Annotated in this window: 17 protein-coding genes; 9 read left to right on the top strand and 8 right to left on the bottom strand. The window is 65.5% G+C overall.

All coding sequences use genetic code 11. The annotated features are described in order from the left end of the window. Positions 1-97 precede the first annotated feature (97 nt). Together AC1DPF_RS12845 and AC1DPF_RS12840 are read left to right on the top strand one after the other, a co-directional pair. Positions 98-2,818 (top strand): ATP-dependent DNA helicase, encoded by a 2,721-nt coding sequence (locus AC1DPF_RS12845; RefSeq protein WP_477961724.1) that lies wholly within the window; start codon positions 98-100, stop codon positions 2,816-2,818. Between the two features lie 27 nt (positions 2,819-2,845). After that, positions 2,846-3,388: a SixA phosphatase family protein gene (locus AC1DPF_RS12840; protein ID WP_477872899.1), complete on the top strand. Its 543-nt coding sequence runs from the start codon at positions 2,846-2,848 to the stop codon at positions 3,386-3,388. A 33-nt stretch (positions 3,389-3,421) separates the two neighbouring features. Here AC1DPF_RS12840 and AC1DPF_RS12835 read toward each other — a convergent pair whose 3' ends face one another. From AC1DPF_RS12835 to rpmF, 5 genes are all read right to left on the bottom strand, one after another. Next, entirely contained in the window at positions 3,422-3,826 is a 405-nt protein-coding gene (locus AC1DPF_RS12835) for a MerR family transcriptional regulator (protein ID WP_477872897.1), read from the bottom strand. A 12-nt stretch (positions 3,827-3,838) separates the two neighbouring features. Beyond that, positions 3,839-4,141, bottom strand: a complete 303-nt coding sequence (locus tag AC1DPF_RS12830; protein WP_340314674.1) for an integration host factor subunit alpha — start codon at positions 4,139-4,141, stop codon at positions 3,839-3,841. A 75-nt stretch (positions 4,142-4,216) separates the two neighbouring features. Further along, complete coding sequence (locus tag AC1DPF_RS12825) at positions 4,217-5,173, bottom strand: beta-ketoacyl-ACP synthase III (protein ID WP_477961774.1); 957 nt, start codon at positions 5,171-5,173, stop codon at positions 4,217-4,219. A gap of 11 nt (positions 5,174-5,184) precedes the next feature. Continuing rightward, positions 5,185-6,231 carry a phosphate acyltransferase PlsX gene (plsX, locus tag AC1DPF_RS12820; RefSeq protein ID WP_477872939.1) on the bottom strand — a complete coding sequence of 349 codons (1,047 nt, stop codon included), beginning with the start codon at positions 6,229-6,231 and terminating at the stop codon, positions 5,185-5,187. 23 nt (positions 6,232-6,254) lie between these two features. Continuing rightward, on the bottom strand, positions 6,255-6,434 hold the full coding sequence (gene rpmF / locus AC1DPF_RS12815) for a 50S ribosomal protein L32 (protein WP_340314678.1): 180 nt from the start codon (positions 6,432-6,434) through the stop codon (positions 6,255-6,257). Positions 6,435-6,601: 167 nt separating this feature from the next. Here rpmF and AC1DPF_RS12810 point away from each other — a divergent pair, with 167 nt between their 5' ends. Next, the gene (locus AC1DPF_RS12810) at positions 6,602-7,042 is read left to right on the top strand and encodes an MAPEG family protein (protein WP_477872894.1); all 441 of its coding nucleotides are present in this window, start codon (positions 6,602-6,604) and stop codon (positions 7,040-7,042) included. Positions 7,043-7,135: 93 nt separating this feature from the next. On the opposite strand, the gene AC1DPF_RS12805 is transcribed toward AC1DPF_RS12810, so the two are convergent. After that, positions 7,136-7,804, bottom strand: a complete 669-nt coding sequence (locus tag AC1DPF_RS12805) for an MBL fold metallo-hydrolase (protein ID WP_477872892.1) — start codon at positions 7,802-7,804, stop codon at positions 7,136-7,138. A 128-nt stretch (positions 7,805-7,932) separates the two neighbouring features. Between AC1DPF_RS12805 and AC1DPF_RS12800 the strand changes: the two genes are divergently transcribed. From AC1DPF_RS12800 to msrA, 3 genes are all read left to right on the top strand, one after another. After that, entirely contained in the window at positions 7,933-8,607 is a 675-nt protein-coding gene (locus AC1DPF_RS12800; protein ID WP_477961722.1) for an aminotransferase class IV, read from the top strand. A 67-nt stretch (positions 8,608-8,674) separates the two neighbouring features. Then, complete coding sequence (locus tag AC1DPF_RS12795) at positions 8,675-9,877, top strand: pyridoxal phosphate-dependent aminotransferase (protein ID WP_477872888.1); 1,203 nt, start codon at positions 8,675-8,677, stop codon at positions 9,875-9,877. Between the two features lie 174 nt (positions 9,878-10,051). Then, positions 10,052-10,789 carry a peptide-methionine (S)-S-oxide reductase MsrA gene (msrA, locus tag AC1DPF_RS12790; protein ID WP_477961720.1) on the top strand — a complete coding sequence of 246 codons (738 nt, stop codon included), beginning with the start codon at positions 10,052-10,054 and terminating at the stop codon, positions 10,787-10,789. Between the two features lie 7 nt (positions 10,790-10,796). Here msrA and pdeM read toward each other — a convergent pair whose 3' ends face one another. Then, the gene (gene pdeM / locus AC1DPF_RS12785; RefSeq protein WP_477872884.1) at positions 10,797-11,459 is read right to left on the bottom strand and encodes a ligase-associated DNA damage response endonuclease PdeM; all 663 of its coding nucleotides are present in this window, start codon (positions 11,457-11,459) and stop codon (positions 10,797-10,799) included. 223 nt (positions 11,460-11,682) lie between these two features. Between pdeM and AC1DPF_RS12780 the strand changes: the two genes are divergently transcribed. From AC1DPF_RS12780 to AC1DPF_RS12770, 3 genes are all read left to right on the top strand, one after another. After that, positions 11,683-12,597, top strand: coding sequence for a sulfite exporter TauE/SafE family protein (locus AC1DPF_RS12780; protein ID WP_477872937.1), 915 nt, complete (start codon positions 11,683-11,685; stop codon positions 12,595-12,597). Then, positions 12,594-13,352, top strand: coding sequence for a TIGR02186 family protein (locus tag AC1DPF_RS12775; RefSeq protein ID WP_477872883.1), 759 nt, complete (start codon positions 12,594-12,596; stop codon positions 13,350-13,352). The genes AC1DPF_RS12780 and AC1DPF_RS12775 overlap by 4 nt, the downstream gene beginning before the upstream one ends. 113 nt (positions 13,353-13,465) lie before the next feature. After that, a complete protein-coding gene (locus AC1DPF_RS12770; RefSeq protein WP_477961718.1) occupies positions 13,466-15,100 on the top strand; it encodes an ATP-binding protein in 1,635 nt (544 codons plus the stop codon). A gap of 10 nt (positions 15,101-15,110) precedes the next feature. Here AC1DPF_RS12770 and AC1DPF_RS12765 read toward each other — a convergent pair whose 3' ends face one another. Then, the gene (locus AC1DPF_RS12765; protein WP_477872879.1) at positions 15,111-15,323 is read right to left on the bottom strand and encodes a hypothetical protein; all 213 of its coding nucleotides are present in this window, start codon (positions 15,321-15,323) and stop codon (positions 15,111-15,113) included. Between the last annotated feature and the right edge of the window lie 46 nt (positions 15,324-15,369).

Below are 15,369 nucleotides of genomic sequence, written 5' to 3'. Positions count from 1 at the left end.
GTTGGATGCAGCAGGCCAGCGCGAGATCCGCGTTTTCGGACGAACGGGGCGTGACACCTGTTCCCCTATCGTTCCCGATCCCCTACATTCGCCGCGAATGTCCGCTCCCCTGCCCTATCCCGCGCTCCACGCCACCCATGGCGGCATATGGATCGCCTCTCCGGACGGCGAGGTTCGCGGGATCGGGCGGGGCGAGGCGGCGGCGCGCGCGGCCGAGACGCCGATGATCGTGCTCAACGCCGCGGTCACCGCAACCCGGCTGGGAATCGCAGAGTTTTCCGGCCTCGATCTGCTCGAGCTGTTCGCCTTCGTGCATCCGGCGCGCTTCGCCGTACCGACTCCGGCCGGGCTCGCCCGCGCGTTGAACCTGCCGCCTCCGACTGACGATGCGCGCGCGCCGGCATTCCTGCTCGAAGCGGCCCGTGCCCTGCTCGCGCGGATGGCGGAGCCCGACGGCTGGGCCGAACGCAAGGGCGCCTGGAACAGCGCGCTGTCGCTCGGACGGCTGCGCTGGCCCTGGACGGCCGCGATAAGCCAGGCACTGCGCGCGCCGGCGAAGCCCGAGCGTGGCCTGTTCGCCCGGTTGCCCGAATGGGACGAGGCCGCGCCGCGCCCGCAGCCGCGCAACGTGATGCTGGGCGAGGAGGAAACGCTCGATCGGCTTGCCGCGCTGGTCGGCAACGGCGCGGAGATCCGCGAGGGGCAGCGCCATTATGCCGCCGTCAACGCCCGGGCCTTCGATCCGCGAACCGGTGATGGCCGCCCGAACATGGTGCTGGCCGAGGCCGGCACCGGCATCGGCAAGACGCTCGGCTATCTCGCCCCGGCCTCGCTCTGGGCCCAGCAGTCCGGCGGCGGGGTGTGGATCTCGACCTACACCAAGGCACTGCAGCGCCAGCTGGACCAGGAGACCAAGCGGCTGTTCCCCGACGCGCTGGAACGGCGGCAGAAGGTGGTGGTCCGCAAGGGCCGCGAAAATTATCTCTGCCTGCTGAACCTGGAGGATGCGCTGCAGGGCGGCTTCCAGAACCGGGCGGCCGTGCTGGCCCAGCTGGTCGCGCGCTGGGCGCAATATAGCCGCGATGGCGACATGGTCGGCGGCGACCTGCCCGGCTGGCTAACCACGCTGTTCCGCCGTGCGGGGTCCACTGCGCTGACCGACCGGCGCGGCGAATGCGTCTATGCCGGCTGCCCGCATTACCGGAAATGCTTCATCGAACGCGCTGCGCGAGCATCGGAGTCGGCCGAGATCGTCATCGCCAATCACGCGCTGGTGATGATCCTGGCCCAGCGCCGCACCGATGAAGGCCACCCGCTTGGCCGGATCATCTTCGACGAGGGCCATCACCTGTTCGACGCCGCCGATTCGACGTTCGCCGCCGCGCTGACGGGCCAGGAAGCCATCGAGCTGCGCCGCTGGATCATCGGCCCGGAGTCCAAGGCGCGCGGCCGGCGGCGCGGCCTCGCAGCGCGGTTGTCAGACGTGGCGAGCTATGATGACGAAGGCGCGCTGGCGATCGAGGTGGCATCGGCCGCCGCAACGCAGCTGCCGGCCGATGGCTGGCTGGGCCGGATGGCAGAAAATCTGCCGCTCGGGCCGGTCGAGCGCCTGCTCGCGGCGGTGCGCGCGACGGTCTATGCGCGAGCGAGCGCGCAGGACGCCGGCTATGGACTCGAAACCGACGTCGGGGAGCCCGGCCCCGAACTGATCGAAGCGGCACAGCCGGCGATCGAGGCGCTCGAATCGCTGATGCGGCCGATGGCGCGGCTGAAGCAGCGGCTGGCGGCCGTGATGGACGACGCGCCCGACTGGCTGGATGGACAGGCACGGGCGCGGATCGAGGGCGCCATCGCCGGCCTTACCCAGCGCGGCCAGTTGGTCGCCGCGTGGATTTCGATGCTTGCACGACTCGGTGGCCCGCTCGATCCCGACTTCGTCGATTGGCTGGCGGTCGATAGGGGCGAGGGCCGCGAATATGACATCGGCCTGCACCGCCACTGGCTCGACCCGGCCCGTCCGCTGGCGGAAACGGTGCTCAAGCCCGCGCACGGCGTGCTTGTCACGTCGGCGACGCTGCGCGACGGCGAGGACTGGGCGATTGCCGATGCCCGAAGCGGCGCCGCCCATCTCGACCATGCGCCCCGCCATGTCGCGGTGCCCAGCCCGTTCGACTATGCCAATCATGCCGAGGTGCTGGTCGTCACCGATCTGAAGCGCGGCGATGTCGCCCAGCTCGGCCAGGCCTATCACCGGCTGATCGCGGCAGCAGGCGGCGGCACGCTGGGCCTGTTTACCGCGATATCGCGGCTGCGCGCCGTCCACGCCCGCATCGCCGACCGGCTCGCGCGCGACGGCCTGCCGCTATACGCCCAGCATGTCGATCCGATCGACACAGGTACGCTGGTCGACATCTTCCGCGACGATCCCCACGCGTCGCTGCTCGGGACCGATGCCTTGCGCGACGGGGTCGACGTACCCGGCGATTCGTTGCGACTGGTGGTGATGGAGGGAATTCCCTGGCCCCGCCCGACCGTCCTGCACGCGGCGCGCAAGGCCGCCGGCGGGGGATCCGTCTTCGACGACCGGATCGTGCGCGCGCGGCTGCGCCAGGCGTTCGGCCGATTGATCCGCAGTGCCGCCGATCGCGGCCATTTCGTGCTGCTCGGCGCTGCCGCGCCGTCACGCCTGCTGGAGGCGTTTCCTGGCGGCGTACCGGTTCTGAGGGTCACGCTGGACGAGGCCGTGGCGCGAGTCGCGGCCCGCGAAAATGCGCCGACGCCGCCCTTTCTTCCGTCGCATCTTTCGGGCATCACCTGATCGAGACCGAGGGAGGGCGCCGGAATAGTGAAGAAGCTTATGCTGTTGCGCCACGCGAAATCGGGCTGGGACGACCCGGTATCGCGCGATTTCGATCGGCCTCTCAATGCGAAGGGCAAACGTGCCGCCCAACGGGTCGGCGAATATCTCCGCACACATCACGTCTATTTCGATCATATCGTCGCCTCGCCGGCCATCAGGGTTGTCGAAACCATCGAGTATCTGGCCGAGGGCGCCGGTGAACTCCCCGCCCCGGCCTGGGACAAGCGCATCTATCTCGCCTCGGCCGTCTCGTTGCTGGACGTCGTTCACGAAGCCGACGACCGACATGACTTCCTGCTGCTGGTTGGTCATAACCCCGGCCTCGAGGACTTGGTGCTGATGATGGTGCCTGACAAGCCGGGCGACGACGCCCGCGATCAGGTCGAGGAGAAATTCCCTACCGCCAGCATCGCCGAGATCAGCTTCGATGTCGATCATTGGCAAGATGTCCGGCCGAACACCGGGCAGTTGTCGCTGTTCGTGCGGCCCAGGGATCTTGATCCCGCGCTGGGGCCCGACCGAAACTAGGCGTTCACGCCCCGAAGTGGTCGCGGGGCAAGATCAATCCATATCCGCTGCCAGCGCCTGGATCAGCGATTCGCGAATCGCCATCAGTTCGGCTCGAACGGGGAACGGCAGGCTGGACTGGCTGACCACCAGCACCGGTTGCGGCGCTATGGGCGAAGGCGGCGCAGGCGCCTCGGGCTCGACGGACGACTTCTGGCCGAGCAGCTTCTGCACGCCGCGAATCGTGTAGCCCTGCTCGTTGAGCAGGCTGTGGATGCGCCGGACCAATGCCGCATCGGCCGGGCGATAATAGCGCCGATTGCCAGCCCGCTGGAGTGGACGCAGTTGCGGAAAGCGCGTTTCCCAATAGCGCAAAATGTGCTGCTGGATGCCGAGCTCAGCCGAAAGTTCGCCGATAGTGCGGAATGCATCCTCGGCCTTATCTCCGCCCGAACTCATTGGAACGCCGCCTTAATTTCCTGCAACAATCCTATCGCGGAGCATCTGGCTGGCCCGGAAGGTCAGCACGCGACGCGGCGCAATCGGCACTTCGATACCCGTCTTGGGATTACGCCCGACGCGCTCTCCCTTTTCGCGCAGGATGAAGCTGCCGAAACCGGAAATCTTCACATTCTCGCCCTTGGCCAGCGCACAGCACATATGTTCGAGCACCTGCTCGACCACAGATGCCGAGTCCGCCCGCGACAAGCCGATTTCGCGATGCACTTCCTCCGACAGATCCGCGCGCGTCAATGTCCCCCGATCCAACGCCATACAGCCCCCAAACACAGTGAGTATCGCGTACCTTACGGTTAAGGCGAAGCGAATCAAAGGCGTTTTACAAGGGCTTCAATAGCGGATCGCGGCGGCGCCCCATGTGAAGCCTCCGCCCATCGCCTCCAGCACCAGCAAGTCACCCCGCTTGACCCTGCCGTCGCGGACGCCCGCATCGAGCGCGAGCGGTACCGAAGCGGCCGAGGTGTTGGCATGCCTGTCGACCGTGACGATCACCCGCTCCGGGGCGAGGCCCAGTTTCCGGGCGGTGGCGTCGAGTATTCGGCGGTTGGCCTGGTGCGGGACCAGCCAGTCGATATCTGAAACCTCGAGGCCGGCGGTGGCCATCACCTCGCGCAGCACGCTGGCGAGGTTGGTCACCGCGTGGCGGAACACCTCCTGCCCCTTCATGCGCAGCTTGCCGACCGTCTGGGTCGTGGACGGCCCGCCATCGACATAGAGCAGCTGATTATGCCGGCCATCGGCGTGGAGCTTGGCGGAGAGAATTCCCCGCACGCCATCCTCGGCCTTCAGTACGACCGCTCCGGCGCCGTCACCGAACAGCACGCAGGTGGCGCGATCCTCCCAGTCGAGGATGCGGCTGAACGTCTCGGCGCCGATGACGAGCGCGTAGTCGGCCGCTCCGCTGCGAATCATGCTGTCGGCCACGGTGAGGCCGTAGAGGAAGCCCGAGCACACCGCCTGCACGTCGAATGCGATGCAATCGTCGATGCCGAGCGCCGTCTGCACGATCGTGGCCGATGCGGGAAAGGTCTGGTCGGGCGTCGCGGTGGCGAGGATGATCAGCCCGATGTCGGCGGGGGTGATGCCCGCCGCCTCGATCGCATTGCGCGCCGCTTCGGAAGCGAGGCTGGCGGTCGTCTCGCCATCGCCGGCGATATAGCGGCCATGGATGCCGGTGCGCTCGACGATCCACTCGTCGGACGTGTCGACCATCTCCGCCAGCTCAGCATTGGTGACATAGCGACGCGGCAAGGCGGAGCCGGTGCCGATGATGACAGCGCGGCGCATCGATTCCACGGTCACGCTACGTCTTCCCGTTCTATGGTCCGGCTGCGGAAATGCTCGAGATCCTCGGTGATCCGACGGGTGATGTCGTCCCGCGCGATCTTGACCGCCACGCCGATGGCATTGGCGGTGCCGTTCGCATCGGCGCCGCCATGGCTTTTGACGACCAGGCCGTTGAGCCCGAGGAAGACCGCGCCGTTGTGATTATTGGGGTCGAGATGATGGCGCAGCAGCGCGAATGCCGGCTTGGACAGCAGGAAGCCCGCCTTCGACCGGATCGAGCTGGAAAAGGCGCGCTTGAGCAGATCGGTGATGAATCGCGCCGTGCCTTCGATCGACTTCAGCGCGATATTGCCCGAGAAGCCGTCGCTCACCACGACATCGACCTCGCCGCGGCCCAGCCTGTCCGCTTCGATGAAGCCATCGAACCGCCATTCGCCGCTGGTCTGCTCGCGCAGTGTCGCGGCGGCGTCCTTGAGCTCGCCTGTGCCCTTCAGCTCTTCGGTACCGATGTTCAGCAGCCGGACGCGGGGACATTGCACGCCCACCGCAACGCGCGAATAAGCCGCACCCATCACCGCGAACTCGACGAGGTTGCGGGAATCGCAGTCGGTGTTCGCGCCGAGATCGAGCATGACCAGGTCATTGTCGCCGAGGGTCGGCAACAAGGCGGCCAGCGCCGGCCGGTCGATGCCGTGCATCGTCCTGAGCGAGAGTTTGGCGATTGCCATCAGCGCACCGGTATTGCCCGCGGACAGCGCAGCAGAAGCCTCCCCCGCCTTCACGGCAAGGATGGCTGCGCCCATCGAACTGGACTTGGTCCGCCGGATCGCCTGGCTGGGCCGATCGTCCCCGGTGATGACATCGTCACAATGGACGACGATCGAGTCAGACAGGATAGGGTGGCGCAGCAATTCAGCCCGAATCGCAGCCTCATCCCCAAACAGCGTGAAGCTGAGCGCCGAATCGCGTTCACGGGCGATTGCAGCGCCGGCGATCATCGTCGCCGGCCCGCCGTCGCCGCCCATCGCGTCGAGTGCGATTCGCGGCGCCTTGTCCACAATCATTGCCCCCTATGGCCCGATCAGGCCTCGACGGAAATGATCTCGCGACCGTTATAATGGCCGCAGGCGTTGCACAGATTGTGCGGGCGCTTCAGCTCACCGCAATTCGGGCATTCCTGAAAGGCCTCGACCGGCAGCGCGTCGTGGCTGCGGCGCATGTTGCGCTTCGAGGGCGAGGTCTTTCTCTTGGGGACGGCCATGTCGGCACCTATTCCTAACTAGATAAATCAAAATAAATAAAGCGACGAGCGCCCGTCACGCTATGGCCGGGCTCGTCGCGAGCGCGCGACCTATAGCGATTTCGCTCCGCGTTGCAAGTATGGGTGCGACCTGCCAGATCAACCTCCGATCTATCACGGAGGGGAAGATGATCCTGCCTATCACACTGACTATCGCGGGCGCTGCCGCGATCGTGAACATCTGGCTTGCGGTACGCATCGTGGCGATTCGGCTCAAGGCCAAAGTGCTCACCGGCGACGGCGGCAATACGCTGCTGGTGGCCCGCATGCGCGCCCATCTCAACTTCGCCGAATATACACCACTGGTGCTGATCCTGATTGCCCTGATCGAGCTCGCCCGCGGAACCCAGACATGGCTGTGGGCGGCAGGCATTATATATATACTCGGCCGCGTGCTGCATCCGTTCGGCATGGACAAGCAGACAGCGCATCCGCTCCGCGGGGTCGGCATCATGACCACCTGGATCATTCTGCTCGGGCTGGCCGGCTATGCGATCAGCATTCCCTATACCACGAAGAGTGGCACGATCACGACCGTCACGAGCGATTCGGCGGGGGTGGCGCAGTAGCTTTTACCCTTAAGCACCGGGTGGGTGCCGCGTCTTATAACGCAAAGCCAAAATCAGCGGATGCTGGCCGCCCGGCGCTCGAGAACAGATATCTCACGTGCCGACCGCCCGATCCCCCACGAAGGGATTACTCGCCCGCTCATGCGCAAAGGTCGACATGGCGCCATGCCCAGGCACGAAGGCGGTGTCGCCGCCCAGCGGCCATAGCTTCTTCGTGATCGACTCGATCAGGTCCCCATGGTTGCCGCGGGGAAAATCGGTGCGCCCGATGGAGCCCTGGAACAGCACATCGCCGACCAGCGCGAGCTTCGACGGTGCGTGATGGAAGATGACGTGGCCCGGCGTGTGCCCTGGGCAATGGATGACATCGAGCACCAGGTCCCCCACGGTCACCTGGTCGCCATCGTCGAGCCAGCGGTCCGGCTCGAACGGCCTGCCCTCGATGCCGTAGCTGCGGCCGTCATCGCCGAGCCGGGCGATCCAGAAACGATCCTCCGGATGCGGTCCCTCGATCGGCACGCCGAGTTCCTCGGCCAATATGCCGGTGCCGCCGCAATGATCGATATGGCCATGGGTCACGAGCAGCTTCTCGATCGTCACGCCATGCTGGGCAGCTGCAGCCTTGAGCCGGTCGAGATCCCCGCCGGCATCGACGAACGCGCCCTTCATCGTCTGCGTGCACCACATCAGGGTGCAGTTCTGCTGGAAAGCGGTCACCGGGATGATGACGGCTTTGAGCGGCGTGTCGGCGGGGCTGGTCATGGGCTCGACATGACGATTGCAACCCGCCATTGCAAGCCATGGCGCGTTGCGGGATTCGACGATCAACGCCAGAAATCCGGGAGATACTGGATTGATACATATTGCCGGGTCGCAACCAACCGGGCAGCATGGCGATAATTACGGCAGTGGGACAGGGGCAGTTGGTCGCTATGGCGGCAGGGGCATTCGATCTGATCGAGACGATGCGATTCGAGGCAATCGACGGTTTCGTCGAACTCGAAGCGCATCTCGCGCGCATGAAGGCCAGCGCCGAAGCGCTTGGATTCGCATTCGATCGCCATGATTGCCGCAACGATCTCCAGGCGGCGACCTTCCGCCTGGTGGAGGACGCGCGGATCCGCCTGATGCTGTCGCCCAGCGGCGCCCGCGCGATCGAGGTGCGCGCCATGCCGCCCAAGGCGGAGGGGCCCGTCGATTGCGCCATCGTGCCGCTGCCGGTCGCACCTGATGATTTGCGCCTGGTGCACAAGACCAGCGACAGGGCTTTCCTCGACGACGCCCGCCACGCCGCCGGAACCTTCGAAGTGCTGTTCGTTCGCGAAGACGGGCGGCTGACGGAGGGCAGCTTCACCAATATCTTCGTCAAGCGCCATGGACGGCTCGTAACGCCGCCTACCGGATCGCTGATGCCAGGCATATTGCGCAATCGCCTTATCGAAAACGGCCATGCCGTAGAAGGCGATGTCCTCGTGGATGATCTGGCCGATGGCTTCTTTATCGGCAACTCGCTGCGCGGCCTTGTCGCCGCGAAGCTGGTCGCGGGACCGCACGACCAAGGTTGAGGGCTGGCGACTACTCGCCTATAGCGCGGCCGTTTCCCACATAGACCAATCAGGAAAGCGCTTCGCAATGAGCCTCATCGCCCCTGCCCTCAACCGCATCTCGCCCTCGCCCACACTCGTCATGACGAGCCGGGTGCTTGAGCTGAAGGCGAAGGGCGTCGACGTGATCGGCCTTTCCGCTGGCGAACCCGATTTCGACACGCCGGACTTCGTGAAGGAAGCCGCGATCGAGGCGATCCGCACCGGCAAGACGAAATACACCAACGTCGACGGTACCGCCGAGTTGAAGGCCGCGATTGCCGCGAAGTTCAAGCGCGACAATGGCCTGGACTATGAGGCCTCGCAGATCAGCGTCAACGTGGGCGGCAAGCACACCCTGTTCAATGCGCTGGTGTCGACTGTCTCGACCGGGGACGAAGTGATCGTCCCGGCGCCCTATTGGGTGAGCTATCCTGACATCGTCCAGTTCGCGGGCGGCACTCCGGTGTTCATCAAGGCGGGCGCTGCCCAGAACTACAGGGTCACGCCCGAGCAGGTCGAAGCGGCGATCACCCCGAAGACCAAGTGGCTGTTGCTCAATTCGCCGTCGAACCCGAGCGGGGCCGCCTATGGCGCGGACGAACTGAAGGCGATAGCCGAGGTGCTGCGCCGTCATCCGCACGTCTGGATCATGACCGACGATATGTACGAGCATATCCTGTACGATGGCTTCGAATTCGCGACGATCGCGCAGGTGGCGCCCGATCTCTACGAGCGCACGCTGACCATCAACGGCTGCTCCAAGGCCTATTCGATGACCGGCTGGCGGATCGGCTATGCGGGCGGCCCGCAGCCGCTGATCAAGGCGATGGCCAAGCTCCAGTCGCAGTCGACCTCGAACCCCTGCTCGATCGCGCAGGCGGCGGCCACGGCGGCGCTCAACGGCGACCAGAGCTTCCTGAAGGAGCGCAACGATGCGTTCCAGAAGCGCCGCGATCTGGTTGTGTCGATGCTCAATCAGGCGCGCGGCATCCACTGCCCGCAGCCCGAAGGCGCTTTCTATGTTTATCCGGATGTCTCGGCGCTGATCGGGCTGTCCACCCCGGCTGGCAAGGTGATCGCCAACGACACTGACCTGATCGACTATTTCCTCGACGAGGCGCGGGTGGCCGCGGTGCAGGGCGCGGCCTTCGGACTGGAGCCGGCCTTCCGGGTGAGCTACGCGACCTCCGAGAAGATCCTCACCGAAGCCTGCGAGCGTATCCAGACGGCAACGGCAGCCCTGCGGTAGGAGCGAGCATGGACGCGCGGAGGGCAGGCGCCGCGTCCATCGCGTAAAGCAACGGCAGGCGAAGGCCTGCCGTTGGACGCCGAGGCTTCATCAAAATCGCCTATCATTGATAATGATTGGCGCATGCCCATCTGTGTGACATAATCGACACAAGATGGAAAAAAGGATGCCCCTTTGACGGACAATCCTAACCGGCCTTTGATCGCCGGGGTCTCGGCGGGACTGCTGCTTCTGGCGGCGGCCGGCACCATGGCCACCCGCAGCCCTGCCATTGCGCCCGCGCCCAAGGTCGACGCCGGGCCGATCGTCCGCGCACCTGCGCCCGCGATCGATCCGCCCGAGGCCGGCAATAGCGCCGTCGCGGTGCTTGCCGGCGGCTGCTTCTGGGGCGTGCAGGGCGTGTTCCAGCATGTCGACGGCGTAAAATCGGCGGTGTCCGGCTATGCTGGCGGCTCCGCCCAGAGCGCCTCCTATGAGACCGTCGGATCCGGTTCGACCGGCCACGCCGAATCCGTCAAGATCACCTATGATCCCAGCAGGGTGAGCTACGGAACGCTGCTGCGCATCTATTTCGCGGTCGTGGCCGATCCGACGACGCTCAACCGCCAGGGCCCCGACCGCGGCACCCAATATCGCACCGCGATCTTCCCCACCACGGCGCAGCAGAAGGCGGTGGCCGATGCCTATCTGGCCCAGCTCGCCGCGGCGAAGCTGTGGAAGACGCCGATCGTGACCAGGGTGGTGCGCTACCGCGGCTTCTATCCGGCTGAGAAATACCATCAGGATTTCCTGACCCGGAAGCCCGACTATCCCTATATCGTCTATAATGACCTGCCGAAGGTCGAGGCGCTGCGCGTGGCCTTCCCGAACCATTTCCAGAAGCAGCCGGTGACCGTCTACCCGATCGGGTAGCTCCGGATCACGCCGCCAGCGGGAAATCCAGCAGCTTTTCCTGGACCGCGATCAGCGCCCGGGCGTCGGCACCGACAGCGCGCAATATCGCGGGATCGGCAGCGTTCATGCCGCCGGTCAGCACCCCGAAGGAGGGCAGGATCAGCTTGCTCCGTCCGGCGACGAAGCAGGGCCGCGACACCCGCCGGCCGCGCAGGGTGACGTTATATTTCGGGTGATAATGGCCCGAAATCTCCGGCCGCGTCTCGCGCGGATCGGCCTCGTGGCGCAGCACCATGCCATCGAGTTCCACCACTGTCGCGATGTGCCCGCCGAGCGGATTGGACATCGCCAGGTCATGGTTGCCGACGATCCACACCCAGCGGGTCTTCGCCGTCAGCAGCCCGAGCAGGCCCAGCGCTTCGTCCGGCAGCCGTCCGGGGCCATCGCGATCGTGGAAGGAATCACCCAGACAATAGAGCGCCACGGCGCCTGTGCGCTCGACCAATGCGGCGACCCGCCGCAGCGTCTCGATCGAATCATAGGGCGGCAGCATCTGCCCGCGCAGACCATAGCTGCTCGCCTTTTCGAGATGGAGGTCGGCGAGCAGCAGGCTGCGCGAGGCGCTATGGAACAGCCCGCCTTCAGGCAAGGCGCACATGTCGACCGCGCAGAACGAAAAGGGAACCATGGCCTAGCTATATCGCGACATGCGCTGTCGGCAAGGCCAATCCGCGCGCTCCGCAGAGACAGGAGGAGGATATCTGCAGATCGTGCCCGCTTCCAAGCGTCATTCCGGCCTCCGCCGATATGACGGATTTTGCAAGCGGGCTTGCGCAAGGCTCCGTCCTCCGCCCGCATTTTCGATGAGCTCGCCCTTCCCTCGCGCGCCCAAAATGCTCTAGCCCTTGGCCATGGATCTTTACCTGCCCATTGCCGGCCTCTCGGTGAATATTCTCGTCATCATCGGCCTGGGCGGGCTGGTCGGCCTGCTGTCCGGGATGTTCGGCGTCGGCGGCGGTTTCCTGACCACCCCGCTGATGATCTTCTACGGCATTCCGCCCGCGGTAGCGGTCGCCTCGTCGGCGCCGCAGATTACCGGGGCCAGCGTCTCGGGGGTGCTGGCGCATGGCAGCCGCGGCGGCGTCGATTATCATATGGGGGCGGTGCTGGTGGCGGGCGGCGCGCTGGGATCGCTGCTGGGCGGCTTCCTGTTCCGCGTCCTCCAGAATGTCGGCCAGATCGATACGGTCGTCAACGTCATGTACGTGCTTATGCTCGGCGGCATCGGCCTCGTCATGGCGCGCGAAGCGATCCATGCCTTGGTCACTGAATGGCGGGGCGAGCGGCCGAGCATGCAGGGCAAGCGCCACAACCCGTTGATCGCGATGCTGCCGTTCCGCTGGCGCTTCTACAAGTCGGGGCTCTACATCTCGCCGCTCGCACCCTTTCTGCTCGGCTTCCTGACCGGCGTCATGACGGTGCTGATGGGGGTCGGCGGCGGTTTCATCCTGGTGCCGGCGATGATCTACATCCTGGGCATGTCGGCGCGGGTGGTGGTCGGCACCTCGCTGTTCCAGATCCTGTTCGTCACCGCCACGACAACCCTGATCCATGCCTTGACCACTCAGGCGGTCGACCTCGTCCTCACCGGCCTGCTGCTGGTCGGCAGCGTTACCGGCGCCCAGATCGGCGCGCGTATGGCGCAGACCATCAAGCCTGAATATCTGCGCCTCGCGCTCGCCTTCATCGTGCTGGTGGTGGCCATCCGGATGCTGCTCGGGCTAACCTGGCGCCCGCCGGAAATCTTCACGGTGCAGGGGCTGTGAGAAGGCCGCTGCTCCTGCTGCTGGCGCCGTTGCTGGTCTCCGCGGAAAGCCCACGGCTGGTGCCCGATGTCTCGCAGCGCAAGATCGAGATCATCTACAGCTTCACCGGTGCCGAGCTTCTGCTGTTCGGGGCCATTCTATATCCGGGCGGACGGGCGCCGAGCGACGACGCCCAGATCGCTGTGGTGGTGAAGGGCCCGGCCGAGCCGGTGCTGATCCGCGAGAAGCGCAAGATCGCCGGGATGTGGATCAACGCCGACAGCGCCGACTTCCGATCGGTCCCCTCCTTCTACGCGCTCGCCTCGTCGCGGAAAATCGACAAGATCGTCGATAACCGCACCGCGGTGATCTACGAGCTCGGCATCGACAATCTCCAGCTGTCACCCGCGAGCGGCGGCGATCCGGCCGAGGACCGACGGTTCGAGCAGGGACTGATCGATCTCAAGCGTCGCGGCGGTTATTATTCGGAGACGGCGCGCGGCGTCGAGATCAGCGAAGGCGTGCTCTATCGCGCACGCATCGCGATCCCCGCGCGGGTACCGGTCGGCCGCTATACCGCCGAGACATTCCTGATCGAGAAGGGCCGCGTCATCGCTGCTGCGACGCGGGACATCGACATCGACAAGTCGGGCATGGAGGCCTTCGTCGCCCGCGCGGCGGTACGGCACAGCTTCCTCTATGGCCTGTTCGCGGTGCTGCTGTCGCTGGGCCTCGGCTGGGCGGCGAGCGCCGCGTTCAAGCGGCTGCGCGAGTAGCGAGCTGACTTCAGCCTTCGCGGAAGGGAAGAGTTAGAATAGGGCCGGATTTAGAGGAGAATTAACCCCGATCGACTAGGCAGCTCATGTCAGAGACAGGAAATGGCGGTCGGATGAACGATTTTGTCGGCGGAGCTTCGTTCGAACAGGCAGCCGGCCTCGCCACGGCCGCTTTGGGCCGGATCGAAACGGTCTCCGGCAGTGGCGCCGAAACGAGGCTCGATCCGGCGATGCTCCGGCTGATCGCCCAGGATTCGGACGCCGCAGTCGCCATGGCGGGCGAGATCGGCTCGATGCTCAAGATGACAGTAGCCGGACGTTGCGTGATCGCGTCGGTCCACGGCCTCGGCCATGAGGGCAACGAGGTAAGCGCGCAGATCGCCTTTCTCGGCGAAGGCATGCTCGACGCCGCAGGCAAAATCGCGGCCTTCCGTCGCGGTGTTACCCGCTATCCGCTGCCCGGCACCCCAGTGCACGCCGTGTCGAGCAGCGACATGAACGCGATCTTCAGCGCCGGCAGTGTCCCGCATGTCGAGATCGGCACCGTCCACCCGACCGGCTCGACCCGCGCAGCGCTGTTGATAGACGCTATGCTCGGCAAGCATTTCGCGCTGCTGGGATCGACCGGCACCGGCAAGTCGACCGCCACCGCGCTGATCCTCCACCGGATCTGCCAGTTGGCGCCCGCCGGCCATATCGTGATGATCGACCCGCACGGCGAATATGACGCCGCCTTCGCCAGCGTCGGCGCAGCCTATGACGTGTCGAACCTTGCCATGCCCTACTGGCTGATGAACTTCGAAGAACATTGCGAAGTGCTGCTGACCACCACCGGCGCCGAGCGCCAGACCGATGCCGACATCCTCGCCAAATGCCTGCTCGCGGCACGGCAGAAGAACCGCGCCGCCGAGACGGTCGCCCGGATCACCGTCGACAGTCCGATTCCCTATGTGCTGTCGGATCTCTGCAACATCATCCAGACCGAGATGGGCAAGCTCGACAAGGCGTCGAATAGCGCACCCTATCTGCGGCTCAAGCAGAAGATCGACGAAATCCGCTCCGATCCGCGCTACCACTTCATGTTCTCCGGCATGCTGGTCGGCGACAGCATGAAGAGCTTCATCAAGCGCATCTTCCGCCTTCCCGGCGATGGCAAGCCGATCTCGGTAATCGACGTGTCGGGCGTGCCGTCCGAGATTACCTCGGTGGTCGTCTCGGTGCTGGCGCGCTGCGTGTTCGACTATGCGATCTGGGCGCGCGGCCAGGCGCAGCATCCGGTGCTGCTGGTCTGCGAGGAGGCGCATCGCTACGTGCCGTCGGATCGTTCGACCAACAATGGCCCGGTCCGCAAGATCCTAGAACGGATCGCCAAGGAAGGCCGCAAATATGGCGTATCGCTCGGACTGGTGACGCAGCGCCCATCGGACCTCGCCGAAGGCGTGCTGTCCCAGTGCGGCACGATCATCGCGATGCGCCTGAACAACGAGCGCGACCAGGCTTTCGTGAAAGCGGCGATGCCCGAAGGCGCGCGCAGCTTCCTTGATGCCATCCCGGCGCTGCGCAACCGCGAGGCGATCATCTGCGGCGAAGGTGTCTCGATCCCGTTCCGCGTTGCGTTCGACGACCTCGAGGAAGGGCTTCGCCCCGCGTCGAACGATCCGGTCTTCTCGGAGCTGTGGCGCCAGAGCGGCGACGAGGATGCGCTCGTCGAGCATGTCATAGACCGCTGGCGCAACCAAGGGCGTTAACGGACGAGGACTAGCCGCCCATCTCGCCGGTGCGGAACCAGCGGCGAGATGCGCCGAGGCGCATCAATTCGCAGCCACAATGGCGGCAGGTGGCGTGAACGACACCGCCGATCTCGACCTTGCTGCTGCCGATCGCCGAGTGGCGGCCGTTCTCGCAGCCGGCGGCAGTGATCTTGAAGTGAGTGCCCGCGGGCAAGATAGTCGAAACCGGCTGGAGCGGCATAAGCGGAGTCCTTCCGCAGCTGTGGCGTGGCGCTCCTTTCGAACCC

The organism is Rhizorhabdus sp. P4_G6, assembly GCF_056401045.1.
The sequence above is the reverse complement of the archived record's forward strand: the minus strand, read 5'-3'. Positions and strand labels throughout refer to the sequence as shown.

What these genes read in the sequence shown, in the direction of transcription:
- AC1DPF_RS12795 (WP_477872888.1), top strand. Translation starts at nt 8,675, where the DNA reads ATGAGCCTCATCGCCCCTGCCCTCAACCGCATCTCGCCCTCGCCCACA.
- AC1DPF_RS12765 (WP_477872879.1), bottom strand. Translation starts at nt 15,323, where the DNA reads ATGCCGCTCCAGCCGGTTTCGACTATCTTGCCCGCGGGCACTCACTTC.
- AC1DPF_RS12780 (WP_477872937.1), top strand. Translation starts at nt 11,683, where the DNA reads ATGGATCTTTACCTGCCCATTGCCGGCCTCTCGGTGAATATTCTCGTC.
- AC1DPF_RS12770 (WP_477961718.1), top strand. Translation starts at nt 13,466, where the DNA reads ATGAACGATTTTGTCGGCGGAGCTTCGTTCGAACAGGCAGCCGGCCTC.
- AC1DPF_RS12805 (WP_477872892.1), bottom strand. Translation starts at nt 7,804, where the DNA reads ATGACCAGCCCCGCCGACACGCCGCTCAAAGCCGTCATCATCCCGGTG.
- AC1DPF_RS12845 (WP_477961724.1), top strand. Translation starts at nt 98, where the DNA reads ATGTCCGCTCCCCTGCCCTATCCCGCGCTCCACGCCACCCATGGCGGC.
- pdeM (WP_477872884.1), bottom strand. Translation starts at nt 11,459, where the DNA reads ATGGTTCCCTTTTCGTTCTGCGCGGTCGACATGTGCGCCTTGCCTGAA.
- rpmF (WP_340314678.1), bottom strand. Translation starts at nt 6,434, where the DNA reads ATGGCCGTCCCCAAGAGAAAGACCTCGCCCTCGAAGCGCAACATGCGC.
- AC1DPF_RS12800 (WP_477961722.1), top strand. Translation starts at nt 7,933, where the DNA reads ATGGCGATAATTACGGCAGTGGGACAGGGGCAGTTGGTCGCTATGGCG.
- AC1DPF_RS12825 (WP_477961774.1), bottom strand. Translation starts at nt 5,173, where the DNA reads ATGCGCCGCGCTGTCATCATCGGCACCGGCTCCGCCTTGCCGCGTCGC.
- AC1DPF_RS12830 (WP_340314674.1), bottom strand. Translation starts at nt 4,141, where the DNA reads ATGGCGTTGGATCGGGGGACATTGACGCGCGCGGATCTGTCGGAGGAA.
- AC1DPF_RS12810 (WP_477872894.1), top strand. Translation starts at nt 6,602, where the DNA reads ATGATCCTGCCTATCACACTGACTATCGCGGGCGCTGCCGCGATCGTG.
- AC1DPF_RS12835 (WP_477872897.1), bottom strand. Translation starts at nt 3,826, where the DNA reads ATGAGTTCGGGCGGAGATAAGGCCGAGGATGCATTCCGCACTATCGGC.